This window comes from Limnoraphis robusta BA-68 BA1 (genome assembly GCF_034932365.1).
GTDB lineage: Bacteria > Cyanobacteriota > Cyanobacteriia > Cyanobacteriales > Microcoleaceae > Capilliphycus > Capilliphycus robustus.
In genome coordinates, this window is record NZ_JAYGHR010000074.1 from 64,827 (window position 1) to 86,840 (window position 22,014).

Sequence of the window (22,014 nt, forward strand, 5' to 3'; positions counted from 1 at the left end):
TCTATCAGTTGAGCCTGAATTCTTTTTACTTTGAATCCTCAATTCCGAATGATTTTTACTGAATCCAAACGGTTTTGATGTTGACGAATTCGTGAATGCCCTGAATACTTAACTCTCGTCCGTAGCCTGAGCGTTTAATTCCACCAAAGGGTAAACGCGGGTCAGACTTGACTAAACCGTTGATAAAGACAGCACCCGCATCTAGCTCTGAGATTAAGCGATCGCGCTCCGCTTCATCTGTAGTCCATGCACTTGCACCCAAACCAAAGACTGTGCTATTTGCTAATTTTATCGCTTCATCGAGGGTGGAGACACGGAACATTAACGCTACAGGGCCGAAAAATTCTTCCTCGTAGGGGGGGGTTCCGGGTGGGATATCACTCAAGATGGTGGGTGGATAAAAGTTTCCCGGTTGTGCCAGGGGTTGACCGCCTATCAGCACTTTAGCACCTTTTGCGACGGAGGCTTTCACTTGGTTGTCGATATCTTGTAGAATGTCAGGTGTTGCTAACGGCCCGACATCCGTATCGGCTGCCATCGGATCACCGATTTTTAAAGCTTGGAATTTTTTAACTAAACCCTGTTCAAATTGATCGGCGATCGCTTCGGCTAGGATAAAGCGCTTGGCTGCAATGCACGACTGACCATTATTTAACATTCTAGCGGTGACTGCCGACTCCACCGCCGCTTCTAGATCTGCACTTTCGAGGACGATAAACGGATCGCTACCCCCCAATTCTAATACCGTTTTTTTGATGTGTTTCCCGGCAAGAGAGGCGAAACTCATGCCCGCAGGTTCGCTTCCGGTGAGGGTTCCCGCTTTGACGCGATCATCAGCGATCACTTGAGCGACTTTATCCGATCCGATCAGCAAGGTTTGAAACACGCCTTCGGGAAAACCCGCCTCAGTGAAAATTTCAGCGATCGCCAGCGCACATTGGGGTACATTGGAAGCGTGTTTGAGCAAGCCGACGTTCCCCGCCATCAGTGCTGGTGCCGCAAACCTCAAAACTTGCCAAAAGGGAAAATTCCAGGGCATGACGGCTAAAATAATGCCCATAGGTTCATAGCGCACGTAGCTTTGACTCGCATCCGTTTCAGCCGGAACAGGGGCGAGAAATTGAGCGGCGTTTTCAGCGTAGTAGCGACAAACCGAAGCGCTTTTTTTGGCTTCTGCGATCGCTGAAGTGAGAGGTTTTCCCATTTCCAGCGTCATCAGTTTAGCGAATTTCTCGGCATCAGTTTCAAGAATATTCGCCGCATTCTGCATCCAGTTGGCTTTTTGTTCGTATGGCAGATGCCGATACTGTTCAAAGGCTTGTTGGGCGAGGCTGAGACTGTTTTCGATTTGAGCGTCTGTTAACGCTTCAAATGTCTTCAGCAACTCCCCTGTCGCTGGATTTATTGTAGCAATCCCCATAGTAACTTTTAGTTTTTTTAAGATAAAAGTTCGGACGGGTTTCTAGGCCTGTCCCGTTCTCCTTTATCCTAACTCTGAACAACTCCTAACTCTTGTTTAACTTATTTGTTGCTGATCAGTCTACATAAATCGATACATTTCACAAAAGAATGGAGATTGACATCCTCTCCAGTTAACCCTCCTCAAGGTTAACGGTATTCAATCCTACAAGCTAACTTGCAAGGGAGTTTCAGCGAATTTCCTCATGGATCTCCAAAAAATTTTGCCAAAGGGGTTGACACCCAAGAATAATCTCTCTATAGTAGTAAAGGTGAAAGGCAAGAAATGCTAAACACAAGTTTTGCCCCCATCGTCTAGAGGCCTAGGACACCTCCCTTTCACGGAGGCGACAGGGATTCGAATTCCCTTGGGGGTATTAAAAAATAAACACCGAGTTAAAGCTTGAGGTTCTATACACTCAGGCTTAAACTCTTTTTAGGGCTAATCGTTATGACGATCCAAATAAGAACAACCAAAACGGTAGAGTTATTAATAAAACGACAGAACCGACAGCGAGAGTCGTAACCGTTAACTCCCGATCTAGATTAAACGCTTCTGCTAACACCAACGTTGCAAAAGCAGGGGGAGTTGCCATTAATAATACCATAACCAAGAGCGGTGAACCCCTAACGCCCAAAATCGAGAGAATTGTACCGATAACCAACGGAACAATAAACATTTTAATCGTCAGACTGACAGAAGCTTGTTTCAAATAACGCCAAGAAGACAGTTGACTCAAGCGCATTCCCATCAAAATCAACGATAAAGCAATCATACTCCAAGCCGTTACTCGTAAACTCTGTTCGACTCCAGAAGGGAAAGGAACCTCCCGAAAAACCAAGCTAAACCCTAAACTCCACAACGCCGGATTTTTCAACATGACTATCATCAAAGATAGAGGGTTTTGAGTCTCTAAACCAAACTTAGCTGCTAATAATACTCCCAACCCATAGGCGCCAATAGCAGAACCCAAACCATCATAAAATACCGCCCAACCAAAATATTCTGTTCCCACCAATGATAAGATAACAGGAAAACCAATATAACCCGTATTTCCCACCATTGAACTTAAAATAAAACTCCCTTGAGTAGGGCGACTCCAAGATAGATTGAGATGAGAATCATGGCGTTTTTGACTGATCCAAACCCAAGCCAAACTCGCACCCGATAAAATGGCTATCCACGCCACAACCGGGGCTAACCAAATTCCTCCCGATAAGTCAGCTTGACGTAAAAATGCAAAAATTCCGACAGGAACCCCAACCCAAAATAAAAATCGTCCAATCCAAACGGGAACAAAAGAGGGTAAAATAAGTCTGAGAATCCATCCCAAAAGGACTCCGCCAATTAACCATTGATAGAGTTGTAGAAGTTGAGTCATTATCTTAGAGATGAGCCTCGAATTTTGGTGAATTTAATCATCATTTTTTCGCGATTTATTCAAAAATAAATTAGCTTTTTTATCTCTAATTTTCAGCCGAACCTTTGAGGAATTCCCCAAGAAATCAATCCCAGCCCAAAAATATATAAACCGATCCGGAACAGTGATAGTTGTTATTGAAAACTCAATTGTATAATGTTGGAAAATTAATCTTTGGTAAAAAGGATACCCATTGCGGCTTTTACCTTATATTAAAAGGTTGAATCGCCAAATCAAGACTCAAAAATTAGAGCTTGTAAGCCTCTGAGAGTGGGTTAGGGTGTTTAAGTGCTGCATCACGCAGCTTTTACACTAGATTTGAGTAAAGCTGCCTAAATCCTAAACTTAATGCTGATAATTTTCAACTCTCAGTCTAAAATCGATAAGTGGTGCTTTGACGAAAAGCAGGAGTGAAGCTGTTGAATAACGCAAGTCTGCCCGAAAACACACAACCCCTCTCCGAAATGGTTGCAGAAGATATCCCGGAAGCCATTCGAGATCCTAACGATACTGAACCCACCGCCAGCCAGTCGCAGCGAAAGTGGCTGTTTTGGAAGTTACTGGGACTCGCTACAATAGCATTTGGTCTGACGCTGTTGCTCAACTACCAGTTTGGCATCTTGATGACACAGGCACCAAGCGACTTAGCGCAACCCAACCCAACCGTTGTTTCGACTGAACCCTCAGTCTCTGCGACGGCTTCTCCGGCTGGGGAAAACCCCTTAACAGAGGAAGCGAGTTCCGGTGATCAACCCTCAGAAGACTTGCTTGGACATCTTCCCTACGAAGAAGCATCCCCAGATGAATTGAAAAATATTACAGCAGATGGCAGCATTAAATTGCGTTCTGCTGCTGCCCAAGCTTACCTAGAAATGGCAGATAGCGCTCGGCAAGAGGGAATTCGCTTAATTCCTTTATCTGGATTTCGCACCATTCAAGATCAAGAATATCTGTTTTTTGAGGTGAAAGCCCAACGGGGACAAAATGCCAGCAAACGCGCTGAAGTGAGCGCTCCTCCGGGTTATAGCGAACATCATACAGGTTATGCTCTCGATGTTGGGGATGCAGATTTTCCCGATACTCATCTGGCTGTCAGCTTTGAAAAAACAAAAGCCTTCGAGTGGTTGGCTGAAAATGCAGCTTTCTACAGTTTTGAGTTATCCTTTCCCCAAGACAATCCTCAAGGGGTGAGTTATGAACCCTGGCATTGGCGTTATGTTGGCGATCGCCATAGTCTAGAAACGTTTTATAAAGCCAAGTCAAAGTTGGAAAATTCCCTTGATATCCCCGAAGCTGAGATCGAACCCTAATCTGTTATGAAGCAAACGTCCCTAAATCTGATTGCGATTACGATTTTTACCCTAACGATGTCCGCTCTGCTCGGGCCATTAATTCATTTATCTCCTATCATTCCTGCAAGTTTAGTGTTTTCGCTGCTCGTTTTGGGGACCATTGATACCCTAGCGCTCCAAGGTCAGGGTTCAACCGTTTTAATTGAAAGTATAGAAGGAATTTCTCCAGAAAAACGCGATCGCATCCTCCGTCACGAAGCTGGACATTTTCTGGTAGCCTATTTAATGAATATTCCCATCACAGGTTACGCCCTGAATGCTCTCGAAGCCTGGAGACAGGGACAAACGGCTCAAGGTGGCGTTCAGTTTAATGATAGAGAGTTGTTGGGACAACTGCAACAAGGTCAGCTTTCCGGCCAATTAATTGATCGCTACTGCACCGTTTGGATGGCGGGAATCGCAGCAGAAATTTTAGTTTATGACAAAGCAGAAGGCGGCGCTGAAGATCGAGGAAAAATTAGAACCGTTTGGAGACAACTCAGACGCCCTCTTTCGGAAGCTACTCTCAAAGAGCGTTGGGCGACTCTACAAGCCCAAACTTTGATTGAACAACATCAGTCCGCCTATGAAGCCTTAGTTGAGGCGATGGGACAACGCACCCCAGTCGAAGAATGCTGTCAGATTCTTGAGAAAACCTTAAAAATTAACCCTTAAAAACGGTCAAACTGCCCATTTTTCCGTCGTTATTCCCCTAATTTTCTTCCTTGACGAGCAATTTGCATTAATTCATCCTTCAAATGGTGACAGTCTTGACTAAATGCTGATCGGTAGGCGCGATAAATTATTTAGCAAGCAGTCAGTGGACAACCTTTGCCACCGTTGCTGTGGAAAGGCATATTAAGCGGGAAGAATCCAATGACTATGACTATGACTATGACTTTCGATGACATTTATCGCTATTTCCAAAGCCCTCCGCCTGTTTATCTTAATAAAGAGTTGGCGGTTTGCTACATCTTATCTGTCGTCTTACAGGGAGATTCCTATGGAACCGAGTTGATTGACCGACTAGAAGAAGAATATGCCATCTACAGACTGTCAGATACGGTACTCTATAGCGCCCTGAAGTTTCTCGAAGCACAAGATAGTATTACCGGGTATTGGAAGAAGGTAGAAGGACGGGGGCGTCCTCGCAGAATGTATCAACTCACTCCTGAATTTCGGAACAAAGCTCAAGAATTGGCTCGTCTTTGGTACGAGTATGCTCAGGAGTATGCCGGAGAGGCTCAACTTGTGTAAAGTATTCTAAGGAAAACTTTTACTCAAGCTGTCTCACTTGTCGCCCATGACTGTTCCTGTCTTACCTTCTACCTTTGTACTCACGTCCCTAATGGTTGTCGGTCTGTTTTTCTTCATTAAGGCTTCTGTTAAAGAGCGCATTCAACAAGAAAAACTGATCGCTCCACAAGAGGCTGAGTCCTTGTTGACTCAGCTTCAACTTCACTTTAATTCACGGGCTTATCGAGTGGCACAAACGAACCCTGAAGAAAATCAAATCATCTTTGAGGGGCTTGTTCGTCCAAGTGGGTTTCTGGCTATTTTTTTAACATTGCTCACCGCCGTAGGATTGTTATGTTTAGCCCTAGTTCTATCCATGATCGTTCCGCAGAATGGTCAATGGTTTCTGGGGCTAGTGATTCTTTCTCCCTTAACGGGTCTGTTTTATTGGCAACGAGCTAGACGCATAGAGCAGGTGACCCTGAAGCTCGAAGTGGCTGTTGACTCCGTTACTCAACCCCAGAGTATCATTACCGTTCGAGGACATCGAGATGAACTCGCTACCCTGAAACAGTCTCTTGGGTTGAAATCCTGGGAAGAAACTCACTAAACGGGTAAAGTTAGGCTTTGAGCAAGGGGTGATCACGGAGAGGAGATAGAAGTCCTCACTCCTCAAAATTTAGACTTCCTGTATGATTTGCTTTCTAGAGAGTTATAATTAAGTCTTACTCATCTAGTTAAGCGTCTCATCGGTCAGGCCACTTCTGCCGAATCACAATCAACTCTAGGAATTCATCTTGATTCTGCTCTGAGTCCGACAAAAAAAAATGATGTTGCCCACAACACCATAAACTAAGCCCGAGCAGGACTTGCAGTCGTTTTCTCTGCTATTTCTTTTAAACTTGGGAACAGAAAATGGTTTTCTTCGACATACTGGGCGCCGAATAAGCCCTTCTCAGCCCAAAAGTATCGATCGGTGGTATGTTCGTTTCGCTTGACAAGTAGCAATGCTGGAGGAATGATTCCCTCTGCGTGAATAAACTTGCGGGCAGCTGTTACGGGCTTGTCTTCTCCACTAGAAATGCTGTATTGGGGTACACATTCTAGAATCCGACGGCCTTCTTGTCTGCGACGGCTCTTGCGCTTACGTCTTCTAGCCAACTTAAGTTACCTCCTGTTTTTTGCAGACTTGTTGTAAATCTAGCTACCAAATCCGGTAGAAGTATATCGATTCTGGCTCAAAATTTCAATATCTTTTAACAGATTGATACAAAAAAGCCTTGCCATAAAGCTAAAGCAGTGCTATTAACGTTAATCATAACTTATCCCCTCGGGAATAGAAAGAGCTGAGGGCCAAAAAAGCTGAAAAAAAATATTCTCAAGGGGTAAGTCGCCTGGGACAGTGACCAGGGGGCTTGCTGTCGCTCATCTGTTGAAAATGCTCTAAAATGCAAGATAAGCTCGCAAAATCAACTGGGTTTGCGGGAAAAGCAGACTGCTCACAAGCTTTAACCCCCAATCATTTGCTCCTCTGCCCTCATGCCAACCCGTTCTGAGTTCGTTACACTCTGCCAAGCTCAAGTCTCCCTGGTAGCCAGTTTGGGAGCATCATTGAGTATTGTCTATTTAACAGAAGACTGGGTTGAAGGCGGTCACAGAAAACTGATCCCCGTGGCAGCTTATCCCGAAAGTAGTAATGTAAATCAGCCAGAAAGTCAAGCCTTGATGTCCTCAAGCTTAGATGTAGAAGACAGTCTCATGTCTCGTCCTCGTTTGCTGGCCCCAACCTCATCGAACCCCGCAAATACTATTCCCCGGGTTGAGGTTGAATCTAGAATCAATTTTGAGATCCCTTCATCAAAACCCCCTCTAGAAGAACAGCAACCCTTAGAACAGCGTCAATTCGTCTTGCCCCTGATGCGGGATGGTGTAGTCATGGGGTTTTTAGTCACGAGCCGAGAAGATCGACCTTGGACCCCTCAAGAACAGCATCAAATTCAAGTGATCGCTCACACCCTGACCACAGCTTTTATTTTAAATCGACGCTTGCAATGGCTTCAGCAACAATTTACACAGCAGCAAAAATTACAAGCTCAACAATACGATACCCTACACAGTCTCCTGCACCAGTTGAAAAGTCCCCTGACAGCAGTGCGAACCTTTGGAAAATTGTTGATCAAACGTCTTTTACCCGAAGATAGAAACCATAAAATAGCAGATGGGATTCTTCGAGAAAGCGATCGGATCAAAGAACTGCTTGAACAAGTCGATCACACCCTCGCCGTCAACGAAGAACAAATGCGTTTACCCCTAGCATCCGATCAGGTTCAAGATCTCGAAGACAACTATCTCGCCGGACAACCCCACCCATCTCCCAGTCTAAAACCCCCAGGATTGCTCCCGGCTGGCCAATTTTTAGAAGCCACTTCAGTCCAAGCCGTTCTTGAACCCTTGATCCTCTCGGCACAAGCGATCGCAGAAGAACGTCAACTCACCTGTATTACTGAGATTCCCCCCCAATTACCCCTCGTACAAGCCAATTCTCAAGGCTTGCGTGAAGTTTTGAGTAATCTGATTGACAATGCCCTCAAATACACCCCACCTCACGGCTGCATCTCCATTCGGGTTCATCCTCCCTCAGAAAACAGCAAATTATCCCATCCCTTAAGAATTACCATCAGTGACACAGGTCCCGGTATTCCCCGCAAAGACTTAGAACATTTGTTTGAACGAGGTTATCGAGGCATTCAAGCGACTGGTAACATTCCCGGAACGGGTTTGGGACTAGCGATCGCTCGCGACTTAATCAAGCAAATGCAGGCAGAAATACAAGTTTTTTCCCCCGTCAACTCGAACTTACAATTACCCAACCTCGGCCAACTTTCTCATCCGCAGGGTCAGGGAACAACCTTTGTGATTGGGTTGAAGTTGTGGGGTTGCGATTCCCCTTTTTAAGGTTCACCAAATATCGTATAATGCGAGTCGCAGACTTAGACCCACCACTCAAAAGAGTTACAATTTTTCTACCATTAACATGAACACAAATGACCCTGATCTACCGAATCAGGATACTCCCCCAATCAGTGATCCTGCTGTAACCAGCACCCCCCCTAACCGGGATTCTCTAGTTCAACGAGAAGATATTATGGCACGAGCAGAAGATCGCCGTAATATTTGTCGAATTTTGAGTCGGGCGCACGTTTTAGTTTCGATTCGCTGGTCAAATACTCATCTTTATATTGGCATTCCCAGTACCGTTTTTGCGGCTTTAGCAGGGGTTCAAGCCATCGCGGATCTGGGGCAAGAAAAAAATACTTGGGGAACCATTATTCAGATTATTCTCTCGATTTTAGTCGCGGGATTAGCCCCTTTACTGACTTTTTTAAATCCGAATGAAAGAGCCAATACTCATCAAACCGCTTCACGAGTTTATGAGCAAATTGGCGATCGCTATGATGCTTTTTTACTGCAATGTCTAGTCGAGTCTCGAGGCTTAAAACAGGAACTCGATGATTTAGTGCAGTTAAATCTATCTTATTCAGAAGAAAAAAAACCGCTTCCTCTGACGCCAGAATGGGCATTTCAACGAGCCAAACAAGAACAGATGATTGCTCCCTTTGCTAAAGAACATAAAAGTCAATCATAAAAAGCCAAACTCTGTTAAAATAGAGTCTAAATTTATAGAAGTGGCTCGTCGATAGTTCTCCATGCAATCTGAACTTCAAGGCTTAGAAATTACCAAAGGAGAATTCAAACACCTCAGTGGTTTGGGGATGGATCAAGTTTATCGACCACCAACCTGGCAAAAATTCCTCAAGGAAGGATGTAAAACCTTAATCACATCCATCCTGATTTTAATCAGTTATGGGATTTTAGCAACGATATTTGAACAACATCACCCGTTGCTAATCTTCATACATCTTCTAGCAGCACTGGCAGTCATTATTGATGATCTCTATAAAATAATCACGACTCTGAGAAGCCCGAATTTATTGCAAATTTTTGATGAAGTTGATCGCTATAATACGATTGTACAGGCCGTCATTCTCTATGATCACTTAGAACAAGCAGGCAACTCTCAAGTTAAAATTTATCAGCGAGAAGAAGTAATCACTGCTTTAAAAATTATTCGAGGCGATCTGGTTAGAGCATTAAAAACTGAAAAAATTCTTCGCAAAAATCATCAATTTATTAGCGAACATCAAGAACTTCTAGAAACCGACTTCAACCGCTTAATTCAGCCGGGGAGTGGCGATCGCAGCACAGAAGAAAGCCGCCTGCTTCACCAGTCACGACAACTGGCGACAGAAGTCCACCAAAAACTCAAACAACTCCAACAGAAACACTCAACCCGTTAAATGTTAGGCTGTTGTATTATGCACTCGACAAATATTAGCCGATGCAACCTAAAATTATTGTACTCGATGACGATCCAACAGGCTCTCAAACCGTTCACAGTTGCTTGTTGCTCACCCAGTGGGATATCGACACCTTGCGACTCGGACTTTGTGATCAATCTCCCATTTTCTTTATCCTGACTAATACCAGAGCGTTAACCCCAGAACAAGCCGCCAGCGTCACTCGGGAAGTCACTCAAAACCTTAAACAAGCGATCGCCGCAGAGTCTATCGAAGATTTCCTCGTCGTTAGTCGTTCTGATTCTACCCTACGCGGTCATTATCCCATTGAAACGGACGTGATCGCCGAAGAACTCGGTGGTTTTGATGCTCATTTCCTCGTTCCCGCCTTTTTTGAAGGAGGACGGATCACTCGCAATAGCGTTCATTACTTGATAGTGGATGGCGTTCCCACTCCGGTACACGAAACCGAATTTGCGAAAGACTCTGTATTTGGCTACCATCACAGCTACTTACCCGACTACGTGGCGGAAAAAACAAACGGTAAAATTCCCGCTACCTCCGTTGAACGCTTTGTTTTAGATGATATCCGCAGTGGAACTCAACATCGCCTCATGCAGCTTTCTGGGAACCAGTGTGTTGTTGTTGATGGAGAAACCCAAACCGACTTAGATCACTTTGCTTCTGATATTTTAGCGACTGCCAAAAAAGGAAAACGTTTTCTGTTTCGCAGTGCCGCCAGTATCCTCACCTCCCTCGCCGCCCTTGGCCCTCAACCTATCCCGGATGTAGAAATGTCTAAATACAGCCGTGAAGGGAAACCGGGTGTGGTGTTAATGGGTTCTCATGTGAAGAAATCAACCCAACAACTCGAACGTTTGTTGCAAGAATCTAACATTGTGGGAATAGAAGTGGATGTCTCTCATTTACTCGAAGATAGCACTGTTCAACGTCAGGATTTATTAACCCAAATACTTCAACAAATTCAGCAAGTACACCGCGAAGGAAAAACACCTGTTATTTACACCAGTCGTCAAGAACTTACTTTTAGTAGTACCGAAGTTCGGCTAGAATTTGGCGTGGCTGTTTCTGATTTATTGATGGATATTGTGCGAGGTTTACCCGAAGATATCGGATTTTTAATCAGCAAAGGTGGAATTACCTCTAATGATGTTTTGAGTAAAGGTTTAGCTTTGAAAACCGCTCGTTTATTGGGTCAGGTTATTGCCGGATGTTCTATGGTGAAAACCTCCGATCATCATCCTCAATTTCCCAATTTACCTGTTGTGTTGTTTCCGGGAAATGTTGGTGATGCGGATGGGTTAGTTACGGTTTATCGCCGACTCAGCCAACAAAATTAACGGGAGTTCAGGGGGTGATCCAAGAGCGATCAAGGTGGTTGTCTCAGCTTCATAGCCTTCATCCCTCCTGATCAAATAGGCTTTTTAGGATTGCTAAATCTTTATACTAAATTTCCACATTTCCAGGGAAACCCGTCATCTGACTCCAGAGTAAACGGTGGCTTTTCATGTGAACCTTTTGTGTTACATATTTTCACTGAGACAGTAAAGTGATTAAAGTTCGATAAATTTCAGTAAAACCACTGAGGCGACTTGTTCTAAATTAAGATATCCTAGAAATAAAAATGAATCTAGAAAAAGCTTAAGTTGTGAACAATAAGCCAAACATAAAAAAAGCATATCAGGGTCTCGGAAAAAATCAGAAAATGTTTCTCAAATCTTTATACAGAGGCTCTCTTTCAATCCAAAACTCTGTTTATTATCAACGGCTTATCTCTGGTCTTGAAAGTAGAGGTTTAGTTGAATTTGTAGAAGAACAGCTAGTTTTGACACCGTTGGGCAAATCAATGTGCGAGCTAGGACTAAGAACCAAAAATGATATAAACACTGCAACAACTATTGATGAGTCTTCAGAAAATCCTATTGCAGAAACAAGAAAAGAAAGCAAAAATTCAATAAATAAGCAAAAAACACTTGAAAAAAGCAATCAATTTCTAGAACTGTATAAACAGGGACTCAGTTATCAGGATATAGGAGATAAGTTTGGATTAAGCAGAGAAAGAGTGAGGCAGATTCTTGATATTAATCCTGCATTTTATGAGTATTTGGAAGAACGTGAGAAAGAAAAACTAGCTGAAGATGAAGCAAAAGCACTCGCGGAACAAGAAAAAGCAGAACGCTTAAAGAAAGAATTTTATCTAAAGAGTTTAGCTGTTCTCTATCCCGAAAGAGTTGCAGAATTATGGGACTACGAAAAGAATGGAGATCTCAAACCTGAAGATATCCAGGCTGGGAGTGCCACCCAATTTATTTGGCTTAAATGTCCTATTGATGGACACTCTTGGAAGAAGAAACCAAACGACATAAGAAGAAGTTGGACTAAAAGTGGAACAAGTGGATGTCCGGTGTGTGCAGGTAGAAAAAAGAAGGCTGAAAAGCAGCCTAGTTTAATAGAAGTTTATCCTGAACTGATTAGTCAATACTGGGACTACGAAAAAAATAAAGAATTTGATTTAGATCCAGTAACCCTTTCTTTAGGTAGTAATAAAAAGGCTTGGTTTAAATGTCCTCATGATGGAAATGAATGGCAAGCACAAATTTCCTCAACAATCAATCAACAGTGGTCAAAGGGTAATGCTGGTTGCCAAGTTTGTAATGGGACTCATGAAAGAAAGCGAGGGGAATGGGGTAAAGCAAATCCTATTGGAATTGAATTTCCTGATCAGGTTTCTAAATATTGGCTATATCAAGCAAATAATCAGCTAGAACTCGATCCTATGAAATTAACAATAGGATCGAAAAAAGAAGCTTTCTTCAAGTGTCCTATTGATGGTTATGAGTGGGTAGCAACAATAACTGCGATCGCAAGAGGATCGTGGAAAAAAGGGAATAGTGGTTGTCCAGCTTGTAGAGGGTTAGTCGCCACTGAAACCAATTCACTGATTGCTCTTTATCCTGAATATGTTGCTCAATATTGGGATTATGAAAAAAATAATCAACTCAGTATATTTCCTGAAAAGGTAACTAGAGGTTCTCAACAAGAAGCTTGGTTTAAGTGTCCACATGATGGATATGAGTGGAAGACTAGGATAGGTAGTATTACTAAGGCATCATGGAGTTTAGGTAATAGTGGTTGTCCAGCTTGTAGAGGTAAAATTTCCACTGAAACCAATTCACTGATTGCTCTTTATCCTGACTATGTTGCTCAATATTGGGATTATGAAAAAAATAACCAACTTGGTTTAGAACCAACAGCATTGACTAAAGGATCTAACCAAGAAGCTTGGTTTAAATGTCCTATAGATGGATATGAATGGAAAACTCAGATTAATACTATTACGAGACCTTCTTGGAATTTAGGTAATAATGGTTGTCCAGCTTGTAGCGGTAAAATTGCCACTAAAACTACATCATTAATTGCTCTTTATCCTGAATATGTTGCTCAATATTGGGATTATGAAAAAAATAATCAACTCAGTATATTTCCTGAAAAGGTAACTAGAGGTTCTCAACAAAAAGCTTGGTTTAAGTGTCCACATGATGGATATGAGTGGAAGACTATAATAGGCAGTATTACTAAGGCATCATGGAATTTAGGTAATAGCGGATGCGCTCGTTGTTTTGGCTGGTCTTTAGAAGCAATTCGTCAGTTTGTGGCTAGTTTAGAAGTTCATATTCCAAACCTAACCCAAGCTGAACTGTATAAAATATTTGAGCAATCAGGTGTTTTAGATACACAGAATGCCGAGGGACTCAAGATTGTCAAAGATATCATTAAGGGCAAACTTTCCGGGCAGAAACTTCGAGAGGTAATTCAAGGGAAGACAATCAAAATCTCAGAAGTAGAGACGGTCTCAAATGTAGATTTAAAAGCTGATTCTGAACTTAAAGTTGTTGATAAAGCCTCTCAAACTTTTGAAACAAACAGTGATTCACCAGAACAACTTAATGAATCTAATGAACTGCCTAGTGTAAAAGTACAAAAAAGCCTAGAATTTCTAAATAGTAAAGTTGTCGCTTCAGCAGATCAAGAAGCTATTGATTTCTTTATTGCTTCTAGGCTTAATCGAATTTGGGCAGAAGTTTTTGAGGATGAATCTGCTGTAGAAGGTGTAGAAACTTTTTCGGATGAAGGTTATGGTCATCAGGTAAGAGATCAATTTCTTGACGAGTATAACCAGGCGCAAGATATGTCAATTCCATCAGGTTGGGCGTTCCGTGTTAATGGCAAAATTACCCCTCCAAACTTAATGCAAAAGTTGGCTGCGGTACGGCTACGCAATCAAAAGCGAATGCTAAATCTATCATTAACTGGAACGGGGAAAACAATTGGTGGAATTCTTAGCAGTCGGATTATTGATGCTCGTCTTACAATCATTATCTGTCCGTTAGATACACTGCAAAATTGGCATGGGGAAATCAAGCACGTTTTTCCAGATAGTCGAGTAACAATCAAAAATTTTAATCCTCATTGGTCAGATATTGAGGAGGGAAATCACTACATTCTGCTAAATCATGAAATGTTCCAGCAACCCTCAACACCTCACCAGATCCGACGACTGCTAGACCGATATAAAATTGACCTGATCATTGTGGATGAAATTCATCGCTGTAAACATCGTAGTAATGACCCATCCAAGCGGCGACAGATGGTTCTTGCACTCATTACGAATGCAACAGAGAAGAATCCCGATCTTCATGTGCTGGGAATGAGCGCAACTCCTGTAATTAATAACCTAAAAGAAGGTAAAAGTTTAGTTGAGTTGGTGACAGGTATAGAACGATCAGATTTAGGGGAATCAGCTACAATCAACAACTGTATGCGTTTGTATCAGGCACTTGTCACTTTAGGAATTCGTTCTAGGGTTAAACCCAAAATCCAAATTGACAGGGTTACTATTCCAGTTGATTGCACTCACTTGGTTGATGAAATTCGGCAAGAAGGTACATCTCTTTTAAAAATGGAGCAGATTCTTACCCGTGCCAGAATTCCAACAATTGTTAAGGAACTTCGAGCAAAAACAATTGTTTATACTCATTACGTTGAGGGCATTGTTGATCAACTAAAAGAAGCAATTGAAGCAGCAGGATGGACTGTTGGTTTCCACATCGGAGGAGATAAGAGTGGCCGTAATAATTTTATTGATGGTTCTACTGACATTTTGATTGCTAGTAGTGCAATGGCGACTGGTGTTGATGGGTTTCAACGAGTTTGCGATCGCCTAATTCTCAATATTCCCCCCTGGACAAGTGCTGAATTAGAGCAGTTAGAAGGGCGTTTAAATCGTCAGGGACAATCCCATGATACCCTCACTATCCTCATGCCTGTAACTTATGGTTTAGACAACGGAGAACGCTGGAGTTGGGATGAAGGGCGTTTAGCTCGGCTGCAAAACAAACAGACGGTTGCTGATGCTGCGGTTGATGGTGTAATGCCTAAAGGTCAGCTACGCACAGAATCTCAAGCATTTCGAGATCTGCGGCAATGGTTAGAACGCTTGAAAATAGGTGAACAAAAATCAATTATTCGCCCTAGAATCTTTGTTCCACTTCCAGATGTTGATCCTATAGATGTGCAGCGACGTAATGCTCAGTACGGTGACTTTAGCCGGATGAATGCCCGTTGGAATAATAGTTACAGTCACACTACCTACGAACGTTTGCAAGCCAATCCAGAAGAATGGATGCAATATCATACCCTTTATCAAGATGCTCGAAAAACTTGGTCGGTTATTCCTTACGAGGAAGCTATCAAGTGGCTTCAGAAACGTTCTGATTTAGTTGTGGCTGATTTTGGTTGTGGGGAAGCACTAATTGCTAAAGTTTTTGCTAGTAAACATATTGTTCATAGCTTTGATTTTATTGCTATTAATGATTCAGTCATCGAATGTGATATTGCTCGTGTCCCTTTAGAGGATAGCTGTCTAGACGTTGCTATGTTTAATCTATCGCTGATGGGTTTAAACAGTGCTGATTATATTGCAGAAGCAGCCCGGACACTCAAACTTGATGGACAACTCTGGATTTATGAGGTAACATCCCACATTAAAGATCTTCAAGGGTTTGTTAGGAAGCTTGAACTAGCAGGTTTTAGAATAATTGAAAATACGCCAGTATGGAAGTTCCAGTATATTCGAGCTATCAAATCCGAGGAAGTCGAACTTTCTCAACTCATCCTTGATCTCTAGTTCCCTTAGCATAATCGGCAGGGAATCGATAGTTCTTTTGCTGTGATTTGGAATTATTCTAACCTTATGAATCAGCCTCTACTGAATTGATATCTTCTGGGGGTGGATGACGACCGAGTAATTCCTCTTCTGCCCGAATTGCCAACATAGTTGACCGATTCAAATCAAGGGCTTGAACCGTTGCTCGACCGATTGCTGTTAACCCAATTACTGGCTCACTCGTGTTGAACGTAACTGTAACAACGATAAAAATTCCATCAATTCAACCAGCCCCTCGGCTTCCTGTCGTTCGGCTTGAGACAGGGTATAGCCAGAGTCCTGACGATCTAAGAGAAATTGCAAACGAGCTTGAACTGCGGGTGACAGTTGAAAGCGAGTGAGTTCTAGGGGAATTTCGACGATTTCGGGCATAGAGCAGTCAGCCTCGGTCTGTAATTCTTTGACTCTATTTTAGGCGATCGCATCGAGTCAGGTTTCCCTCTACAAATTCTATAGCTATTATTGTTCTAAACCCGATGAACTGCGTTTCCCTGGAACTAAACCTCGACGTTCTGGAGTAAGTGCTGATCTCATAAAACGACTTAAGTGTTGTAGATGAGGATGATCGGATAATAATTCTAACTGTTCTAACGCTTGTTCGAGTCGATAGCCGGAACGATACAAAATCCGAAACGCTTTTTTCAACAGTGCTAATTCTTCTGGGGTGAAACCTGCCCGTTTTAAACCAATCGTATTGAGCGATCGCACTTTTGGGGGAGTTCCTTCTACCATCATAAACGGGGGTACATCTTGAACAATGCGCGTCAATCCAGCAATCATTGCTAGTTTACCAATATGAACAAATTGATGCACACCCACCAGCCCACTAATTCGGGCTTGAGACTCAATGTGAACATAACCCGCCAACGCCACGCCATTGGCAATGATCACTTGGTTTTCTATCACACAATTATGAGCCATGTGAGAATAAGCCATTAACAGATTTTGATTGCCTAAAATCGTCGCTTGACCTTCATAGGTCGCCCGATTAATGGTGACATATTCTCGAATTACATTATCATTGCCAATTTTAACAAAACTAACCCCTCCGGTATACTTGAGATCTTGAGGTTCAGTTCCAATCACTGCACCGGGAAAAATTTGATTGCGATCGCCAATTTCTGTCCAGCCCTCAATCACCACATGAGGGCCAATGGTTGTATCACGCCCTACCTTAACATTTTCCCCAATCACAGCATAAGCTCCCACTTGTACACTGGGGTGTAGTTGTGCTTTGGGATGAATAACAGCCGTTGGGTGAATTAAGGTGAGCATAGGGATTTTTAATTTTAGGGTATGTGATGTTGGGTGATTTCAGGAGATTGATAACCGGAAAACTCTGTTCATTTTAATCCGATCTCTAAAATCACCTGACAACGCTGATGAGTTAAATACAAGAAAACATCAATTCGCCTTCACAAGCCCGTTTACCATCGACTTCTGCGAGGGCTTGGACTTTGGCGAAACGACGCCGTTTCAAAGAAAGGATGTCAACCGTCATAATCAGTTGATCACCGGGAACCACTGGACGGCGAAATCTGACTTTATCGATGCCTGCAAACAGGAACAAGTTCCCATCGAGATCGGGTATTTGCGTTAACACGACACCCCCCACTTGGGCCATCGCTTCGACGATCAATACTCCCGGCATGATCGGTTTTCCGGGAAAATGCCCTTGAAAATGAGGTTCGTTGAAGGTGACATTTTTGATTCCCACGGCCCGTTTTCCGGGTTCATACTCAATAATGCGATCAACGAGGGCGAAGGGGTAACGATGCGGTAACAGCTTTTGAATTTCTTCGATACCCATCACAGTTTGAACTACGGTTGTAGCGGTGCCGTTGGGGGTTTCTATCGCGTTAGAATCAACAGGATCGGATTTCACGTCAGACATTTTTTCAGGTTGACAATTTTAGAGTTTGCTTCCCATCTTTTGGGCGGCTAGGGCAACGGTTAACGAGAGAAGCTTCAGAGGGCGACTAAGGCGGCTTGCTGAATGCGTTGAACCAGTTGGGTATGTAGGTGATGACCTGCCTTGTAAGCCAAGTAATGAGCTTGAGGAATCACTCCCAACAAGCTCAAATCCCCTACTAAGTCTAAAATTTTATGACGCACGGGTTCATTTGAAAATCTCAACGGGGGATTTAACCAACGGTCGTCGCCGCAAACCAAGGCGTTATCGAGGGTTCCGCCTTTGATTAATCCCGCTTGTTGCAGGTGTTGAACTTGTTTTTGTAAAACGAAGGTGCGGGCGGGGGCGATCGCGGTTGTAAAATCTTCTTGTTGCGGCGTCCAACTGTACCATTGTTGACCAATTGCGGCGCTTTCAAAATCTATCCCGTAGCTAAAGCGAGTTTCATCTGAGGGGATAGCGACAACGAAAGCATCGCCCTGACGAATGATTATTTCTTGGGTAATGGCTATCGTCGGGCAAATTTGGGAAGTGATCGCCAGCCCAACGTTAGCGATCGCCTCTGCCCAGATTTTAGCCGATCCATCTAACAACGGAACTTCTGGCCCGTCAATTTCGATGCGGGCGTGATCGACTCCCATTGCGGTTAAAGCGGATAATAAATGTTCGACGGTACGAATACTAATTTTTGCCGGGTTAATTTTCTCGAAAATCCCTAATTCAGTGGAAAGCGTCGTTGAGACAACGGATGTAATTTTTGCAGGAATAATCGGTTTTTCGGGTAAATCCACCCGCACAAAATAGCGTCCGACGGCAGAACTTGGTAAAATGCGAACGGTTGTTTCTAAGCCGCTATGTAACCCGATACCCGATTGAATAATTTCATCGGCTAGGGTATGTTGACTGGTTTCGGTCATGGGGTTTTGATCGAACTTGACGGTGCGTTAGCATAGAACTCAAAAGTTGTGACTACAGAGTATCATGGAAACTCAATTTTTGTGGACTCAAAACTGGTATCCGGTTATTCCACTGAATTATTTGGATGTATCTTGCCCGACTGCGTTGACGCTTCTTGATAAAAAGTTAGTCATTATATCTTTCTCAGTAGCGTTCCCCAAAAAGGTTTACCTATTGTCAAGCTTTATTCTTAAATTTTGTAGTTTAAATCCCGGTTTTTTTGATAAACTGGGGTTGAAGCTAAGGGATTGACATTAGAGAAGCAGCCGTACAAACCCGCATCATCATTTCATCAGTTGTCGCATCATAAATTGAATAAAGGTTTCCGTTCCCAATCGCTGACGGGGGTGTAATATTATCAATTTCATTACGATTTGAAACGCCAAGAATATACCACTGCCAAGTGCGACAATGGCTTTTAGCATAAATCATTTCATCCCCGATTTTATAGGTGAATAAAGTTTCTCCTTTGTCATATAAACGAATACTGTACATGGAAACATCAAGATAAAGTTTTTGTCCCATTGATTCTCCCATATAGGACCAATAAAAAGGAGAATTTTGGGCAACAGCTTGCGGAGAATGTACCAATCCTAAAGTTGTCACAGCAATCGCAAGAGTTTTAGCAATAGATTTGATATTCATCATCAGAACTGAGGTAGACGGCTATTGACTGATTACGAATATTTCGCCTCAAAATCAGCATATTTATCAAAAATATTTTTTAAAAATCATCCGTCACTTCTAAAATCTCCGTGTATTCAAACGCATTGGGACTATGTTTGACTAATGGATAACGAACTCTCCCTGACTCGATGAAATCTTCCTCACAATCTGTTTTTGGGGAATTATAAGACAAAACATATTCTTTTCCAATGCGTTTTTCCATCTCTTGGGCGACTTCTCCCCGCCATTGGGTTTTCGTGACTAATACAACTAATTGATTTGCTAATTCGGGAATAATTTTAGCAATTTGACGCCGATAAATTTCATCTAAACTGCCAAAAGGAGAATCCATTACAATCGGAAAAGTGCTACTATCTGGCCCCATGAGGGTATTTTTTTGACTCCATTCTCGCACCCCTTCAATAATTCCACCAATAAAAGATAAGCTGAGAATCTGATTTTCTCCCGTAGAAGCAGCGACTTCTGCTTCATCTCCGGCTGTGGTTTCAATTAATTTTAATTCATATTGCTCATTAAGTTTAGGAAGATAGGGCGTAAAAGAAATTCGACTAAAAATATTCTGTACTCTGCTTTCTAATTGCCAACGAAATTGTTGATCTAATCTGTCTTTAATTTGAGTTAAGCAGTGAATTGACTCTTGAGTTTTTTCAATCCGTCTTTGGGCGATAACTTGTTTCATCTCATTCATTTTTTGTTTATCAATCTGTTTTTCCAGTTGACTCACTGAACTGTTTGCAGTTTCGATTTGTTGTTGGTTTGAACCGGTTTCGCGGTTGAGGTGATTAATTTTGGCTTCGACTTCATCTAAACGTTTTTGGAGTTGCTGAATATCTTCGTCAGGGTAGCTTCTCAGCTTCTTCTTGACATCATCCAGTTGGGTTTCTAGCCGAGACAATTCTGCACGATTTTGATTTAAGTTGGCTTGCTGTCGATCAACTTTTTCCCAAAATTCAGGAACTCGTTTTTCAATTTCATCTACTTGGGTACTCATGCGAATTGCGGTTTCTTCGATGTCTGCAACTCCCGCTTTTCCTAACCAGCTTTCTACCTGTTCTCGGTTGGGTGTTCCTGCTGTTAATTCTGTTCCACAAATACAGTGCTGTTGATGGAGTAAGTCTTGAATAAACTGTTGTGTAATTCCGGTTTGCAGTTCTCCTTTTTCTCTCAACTGTTCAAATTTTTCTCTAAATTTCAGAAGCGTTTCTGAGAGTAAAACCGTATAACCTCGTGTTGAAATTTCTCGACGAATGATTTCATTGGCTTGTTTCAGTTGTTCTCGAATTAACTTCGCTTGTTGTTCGAGTTCATCTCGGCGTTTTTGCAGTTCTCCAGCACCTTTTAAGTCTAATAAACGACTACTTAAAGTTCTTTTTAATTCATTGAGATGTTCTAACTCTTGTTCAATTTCGGTTTGACGTTTATTCAGACGTTCTATTTCTTGTTCACATTTTTTCTTGTCTTTAATATATTTTTTCGTTTCTGCATCTCCAATCACACTCAAATCCGTTTCCAGAGACTTTCTGGCTTCTCCTAAATGTTTAATCGCTCGATTTAACACTTCTACACCTAATAATTCTTTCGTCGCTTCGGCGATTTCTGCTTTTTTATCATCCCTAACAATTTGTTCAATTCGTTCGCCATCAAAGAAAAAATATTGATGTAAACTAATCGGTAAAATTCGATTCACAATATCATCAGGATGTTGCGGCGGTATTGTCCAACGTCCATCATCTCCGGCGACTTGCATATACAGTTCACTGGGCGTTTGTTCAATGTCTTTATTGTTTTTATACGCCCGACAAACTCGTTTCAGTTGGTAACGTTTGCTATCATGTTCAAACACAATTTCTACCCAACAAAGTACAGGTTTTCCGGGTTCAGATTCCGTGATCGCTCTTTTATTGACCAAATATTCAGAAGCCGCAAACGCCGCACTAAATCTATCATACAACACCCAAGTAAACGCATTCATTAACGTGGTTTTTCCCGCCCCATTATTCCCATGAATAACGGTTGTATTGCGTTCTCCCGAGGCTAAAATAACTTCTGGGGTTTGACCATAAAATTGACGAAAATTGCAGAGACGAATTGAAATCAGTTTCATTTTACCACCTCTTTAATAATTTTCAGGATATCATCATTAATATTACGTGGCGTTTTCATATAGAGTTTATCCCGTTCCGCTTGCAAAACTCGTTCAATGATTTCTTTGGCTTCGGGAGAGACATCCGCCAGGGGATCTTGAAGGCTATTCGGTTCTGTTTTTGGGTTATAAGAGGATTTTTTCTCGGCAAAAACATTAGAAATTGTGGAAATTAAACTATCAGAATATTGCAAACTCATGTTATACTATGTCCGGTTTATTAATGCTGTTATGGGGTGGGGGCGGGTTTATTGAACTTTAGTC

General features: G+C 42.4%; 19 protein-coding genes and 1 tRNA gene. 10 read left to right on the plus strand and 10 right to left on the minus strand.

Annotation, left to right across the window (positions count from 1 at the left end; translation table 11 throughout):
* Nucleotides 1-55: 55 nt before the first annotated feature.
* Nucleotides 56-1,420: an NAD-dependent succinate-semialdehyde dehydrogenase gene (locus VB836_RS21360; RefSeq protein ID WP_323222336.1), complete on the minus strand. Its 1,365-nt coding sequence runs from the start codon at nucleotides 1,418-1,420 to the stop codon at nucleotides 56-58.
* Between the two features lie 342 nt (nucleotides 1,421-1,762).
* Here VB836_RS21360 and VB836_RS21365 point away from each other — a divergent pair.
* A tRNA-Glu gene (locus VB836_RS21365) sits at nucleotides 1,763-1,835 on the plus strand.
* A 72-nt stretch (nucleotides 1,836-1,907) separates the two neighbouring features.
* On the opposite strand, the gene VB836_RS21370 is transcribed toward VB836_RS21365, so the two are convergent.
* Entirely contained in the window at nucleotides 1,908-2,840 is a 933-nt protein-coding gene (locus VB836_RS21370; protein WP_323222339.1) for an AEC family transporter, read from the minus strand.
* A gap of 503 nt (nucleotides 2,841-3,343) precedes the next feature.
* Here VB836_RS21370 and VB836_RS21375 point away from each other — a divergent pair.
* From VB836_RS21375 to VB836_RS21390, 4 genes are all read left to right on the plus strand, one after another.
* A complete protein-coding gene (locus tag VB836_RS21375) occupies nucleotides 3,344-4,189 on the plus strand; it encodes a M15 family metallopeptidase (RefSeq protein ID WP_323222388.1) in 846 nt (281 codons plus the stop codon).
* 6 nt (nucleotides 4,190-4,195) lie between these two features.
* Nucleotides 4,196-4,885 (plus strand): ATP-dependent Zn protease, encoded by a 690-nt coding sequence (locus VB836_RS21380; RefSeq protein ID WP_323222341.1) that lies wholly within the window; start codon nucleotides 4,196-4,198, stop codon nucleotides 4,883-4,885.
* Between the two features lie 219 nt (nucleotides 4,886-5,104).
* A complete protein-coding gene (locus VB836_RS21385; RefSeq protein WP_323222390.1) occupies nucleotides 5,105-5,467 on the plus strand; it encodes a PadR family transcriptional regulator in 363 nt (120 codons plus the stop codon).
* 46 nt (nucleotides 5,468-5,513) lie between these two features.
* On the plus strand, nucleotides 5,514-6,056 hold the full coding sequence (locus VB836_RS21390; RefSeq protein WP_323222342.1) for a cofactor assembly of complex C subunit B: 543 nt from the start codon (nucleotides 5,514-5,516) through the stop codon (nucleotides 6,054-6,056).
* Between the two features lie 242 nt (nucleotides 6,057-6,298).
* On the opposite strand, the gene VB836_RS21395 is transcribed toward VB836_RS21390, so the two are convergent.
* On the minus strand, nucleotides 6,299-6,607 hold the full coding sequence (locus tag VB836_RS21395) for a DUF3155 domain-containing protein (protein WP_046279324.1): 309 nt from the start codon (nucleotides 6,605-6,607) through the stop codon (nucleotides 6,299-6,301).
* 378 nt (nucleotides 6,608-6,985) lie between these two features.
* Between VB836_RS21395 and VB836_RS21400 the strand changes: the two genes are divergently transcribed.
* The 5 genes from VB836_RS21400 to VB836_RS21420 all read left to right on the plus strand — a co-directional run bounded on the left by VB836_RS21400 (nucleotide 6,986) and on the right by VB836_RS21420 (nucleotide 16,012).
* Complete coding sequence (locus tag VB836_RS21400) at nucleotides 6,986-8,401, plus strand: sensor histidine kinase (RefSeq protein ID WP_323222346.1); 1,416 nt, start codon at nucleotides 6,986-6,988, stop codon at nucleotides 8,399-8,401.
* A 190-nt stretch (nucleotides 8,402-8,591) separates the two neighbouring features.
* Nucleotides 8,592-9,092, plus strand: a complete 501-nt coding sequence (locus VB836_RS21405) for an SLATT domain-containing protein (RefSeq protein WP_323222348.1) — start codon at nucleotides 8,592-8,594, stop codon at nucleotides 9,090-9,092.
* Between the two features lie 61 nt (nucleotides 9,093-9,153).
* Entirely contained in the window at nucleotides 9,154-9,804 is a 651-nt protein-coding gene (locus tag VB836_RS21410) for a hypothetical protein (RefSeq protein ID WP_323222350.1), read from the plus strand.
* A gap of 41 nt (nucleotides 9,805-9,845) precedes the next feature.
* Entirely contained in the window at nucleotides 9,846-11,165 is a 1,320-nt protein-coding gene (locus tag VB836_RS21415) for a four-carbon acid sugar kinase family protein (RefSeq protein WP_323222352.1), read from the plus strand.
* Nucleotides 11,166-11,473: 308 nt separating this feature from the next.
* Nucleotides 11,474-16,012 carry a zinc-ribbon domain-containing protein gene (locus VB836_RS21420; protein ID WP_323222354.1) on the plus strand — a complete coding sequence of 1,513 codons (4,539 nt, stop codon included), beginning with the start codon at nucleotides 11,474-11,476 and terminating at the stop codon, nucleotides 16,010-16,012.
* Between the two features lie 207 nt (nucleotides 16,013-16,219).
* Here VB836_RS21420 and VB836_RS21425 read toward each other — a convergent pair whose 3' ends face one another.
* The 7 genes from VB836_RS21425 to VB836_RS21455 form a co-directional block, all read right to left on the minus strand.
* A complete protein-coding gene (locus VB836_RS21425) occupies nucleotides 16,220-16,423 on the minus strand; it encodes a hypothetical protein (protein WP_323222356.1) in 204 nt (67 codons plus the stop codon).
* 87 nt (nucleotides 16,424-16,510) lie between these two features.
* A complete protein-coding gene (gene lpxA, locus VB836_RS21430) occupies nucleotides 16,511-17,326 on the minus strand; it encodes an acyl-ACP--UDP-N-acetylglucosamine O-acyltransferase (protein WP_323222357.1) in 816 nt (271 codons plus the stop codon).
* 112 nt (nucleotides 17,327-17,438) lie between these two features.
* Nucleotides 17,439-17,945 (minus strand): 3-hydroxyacyl-ACP dehydratase FabZ, encoded by a 507-nt coding sequence (fabZ, locus tag VB836_RS21435; RefSeq protein ID WP_046279319.1) that lies wholly within the window; start codon nucleotides 17,943-17,945, stop codon nucleotides 17,439-17,441.
* Between the two features lie 74 nt (nucleotides 17,946-18,019).
* On the minus strand, nucleotides 18,020-18,880 hold the full coding sequence (gene lpxC, locus VB836_RS21440; protein ID WP_323222360.1) for a UDP-3-O-acyl-N-acetylglucosamine deacetylase: 861 nt from the start codon (nucleotides 18,878-18,880) through the stop codon (nucleotides 18,020-18,022).
* A 280-nt stretch (nucleotides 18,881-19,160) separates the two neighbouring features.
* Complete coding sequence (locus tag VB836_RS21445; protein WP_152964936.1) at nucleotides 19,161-19,568, minus strand: hypothetical protein; 408 nt, start codon at nucleotides 19,566-19,568, stop codon at nucleotides 19,161-19,163.
* Between the two features lie 76 nt (nucleotides 19,569-19,644).
* Complete coding sequence (locus tag VB836_RS21450) at nucleotides 19,645-21,711, minus strand: AAA family ATPase (protein WP_323222362.1); 2,067 nt, start codon at nucleotides 21,709-21,711, stop codon at nucleotides 19,645-19,647.
* Complete coding sequence (locus tag VB836_RS21455; protein ID WP_046279314.1) at nucleotides 21,708-21,950, minus strand: hypothetical protein; 243 nt, start codon at nucleotides 21,948-21,950, stop codon at nucleotides 21,708-21,710. The genes VB836_RS21450 and VB836_RS21455 overlap by 4 nt, the downstream gene beginning before the upstream one ends.
* Nucleotides 21,951-22,014 lie beyond the last annotated feature (64 nt).

What these genes read in the sequence shown, in the direction of transcription:
- VB836_RS21360 (WP_323222336.1), bottom strand. Translation starts at nt 1,420, where the DNA reads ATGGGGATTGCTACAATAAATCCAGCGACAGGGGAGTTGCTGAAGACA.
- VB836_RS21370 (WP_323222339.1), bottom strand. Translation starts at nt 2,840, where the DNA reads ATGACTCAACTTCTACAACTCTATCAATGGTTAATTGGCGGAGTCCTT.
- VB836_RS21375 (WP_323222388.1), top strand. Translation starts at nt 3,344, where the DNA reads ATGGTTGCAGAAGATATCCCGGAAGCCATTCGAGATCCTAACGATACT.
- VB836_RS21380 (WP_323222341.1), top strand. Translation starts at nt 4,196, where the DNA reads ATGAAGCAAACGTCCCTAAATCTGATTGCGATTACGATTTTTACCCTA.
- VB836_RS21385 (WP_323222390.1), top strand. Translation starts at nt 5,105, where the DNA reads ATGACTTTCGATGACATTTATCGCTATTTCCAAAGCCCTCCGCCTGTT.
- VB836_RS21390 (WP_323222342.1), top strand. Translation starts at nt 5,514, where the DNA reads ATGACTGTTCCTGTCTTACCTTCTACCTTTGTACTCACGTCCCTAATG.
- VB836_RS21400 (WP_323222346.1), top strand. Translation starts at nt 6,986, where the DNA reads ATGCCAACCCGTTCTGAGTTCGTTACACTCTGCCAAGCTCAAGTCTCC.
- VB836_RS21405 (WP_323222348.1), top strand. Translation starts at nt 8,592, where the DNA reads ATGGCACGAGCAGAAGATCGCCGTAATATTTGTCGAATTTTGAGTCGG.
- VB836_RS21410 (WP_323222350.1), top strand. Translation starts at nt 9,154, where the DNA reads ATGCAATCTGAACTTCAAGGCTTAGAAATTACCAAAGGAGAATTCAAA.
- VB836_RS21415 (WP_323222352.1), top strand. Translation starts at nt 9,846, where the DNA reads ATGCAACCTAAAATTATTGTACTCGATGACGATCCAACAGGCTCTCAA.
- VB836_RS21425 (WP_323222356.1), bottom strand. Translation starts at nt 16,423, where the DNA reads ATGCCCGAAATCGTCGAAATTCCCCTAGAACTCACTCGCTTTCAACTG.
- lpxA (WP_323222357.1), bottom strand. Translation starts at nt 17,326, where the DNA reads ATGCTCACCTTAATTCACCCAACGGCTGTTATTCATCCCAAAGCACAA.
- fabZ (WP_046279319.1), bottom strand. Translation starts at nt 17,945, where the DNA reads ATGTCTGACGTGAAATCCGATCCTGTTGATTCTAACGCGATAGAAACC.
- lpxC (WP_323222360.1), bottom strand. Translation starts at nt 18,880, where the DNA reads ATGACCGAAACCAGTCAACATACCCTAGCCGATGAAATTATTCAATCG.
- VB836_RS21445 (WP_152964936.1), bottom strand. Translation starts at nt 19,568, where the DNA reads ATGATGAATATCAAATCTATTGCTAAAACTCTTGCGATTGCTGTGACA.
- VB836_RS21450 (WP_323222362.1), bottom strand. Translation starts at nt 21,711, where the DNA reads ATGAAACTGATTTCAATTCGTCTCTGCAATTTTCGTCAATTTTATGGT.
- VB836_RS21455 (WP_046279314.1), bottom strand. Translation starts at nt 21,950, where the DNA reads ATGAGTTTGCAATATTCTGATAGTTTAATTTCCACAATTTCTAATGTT.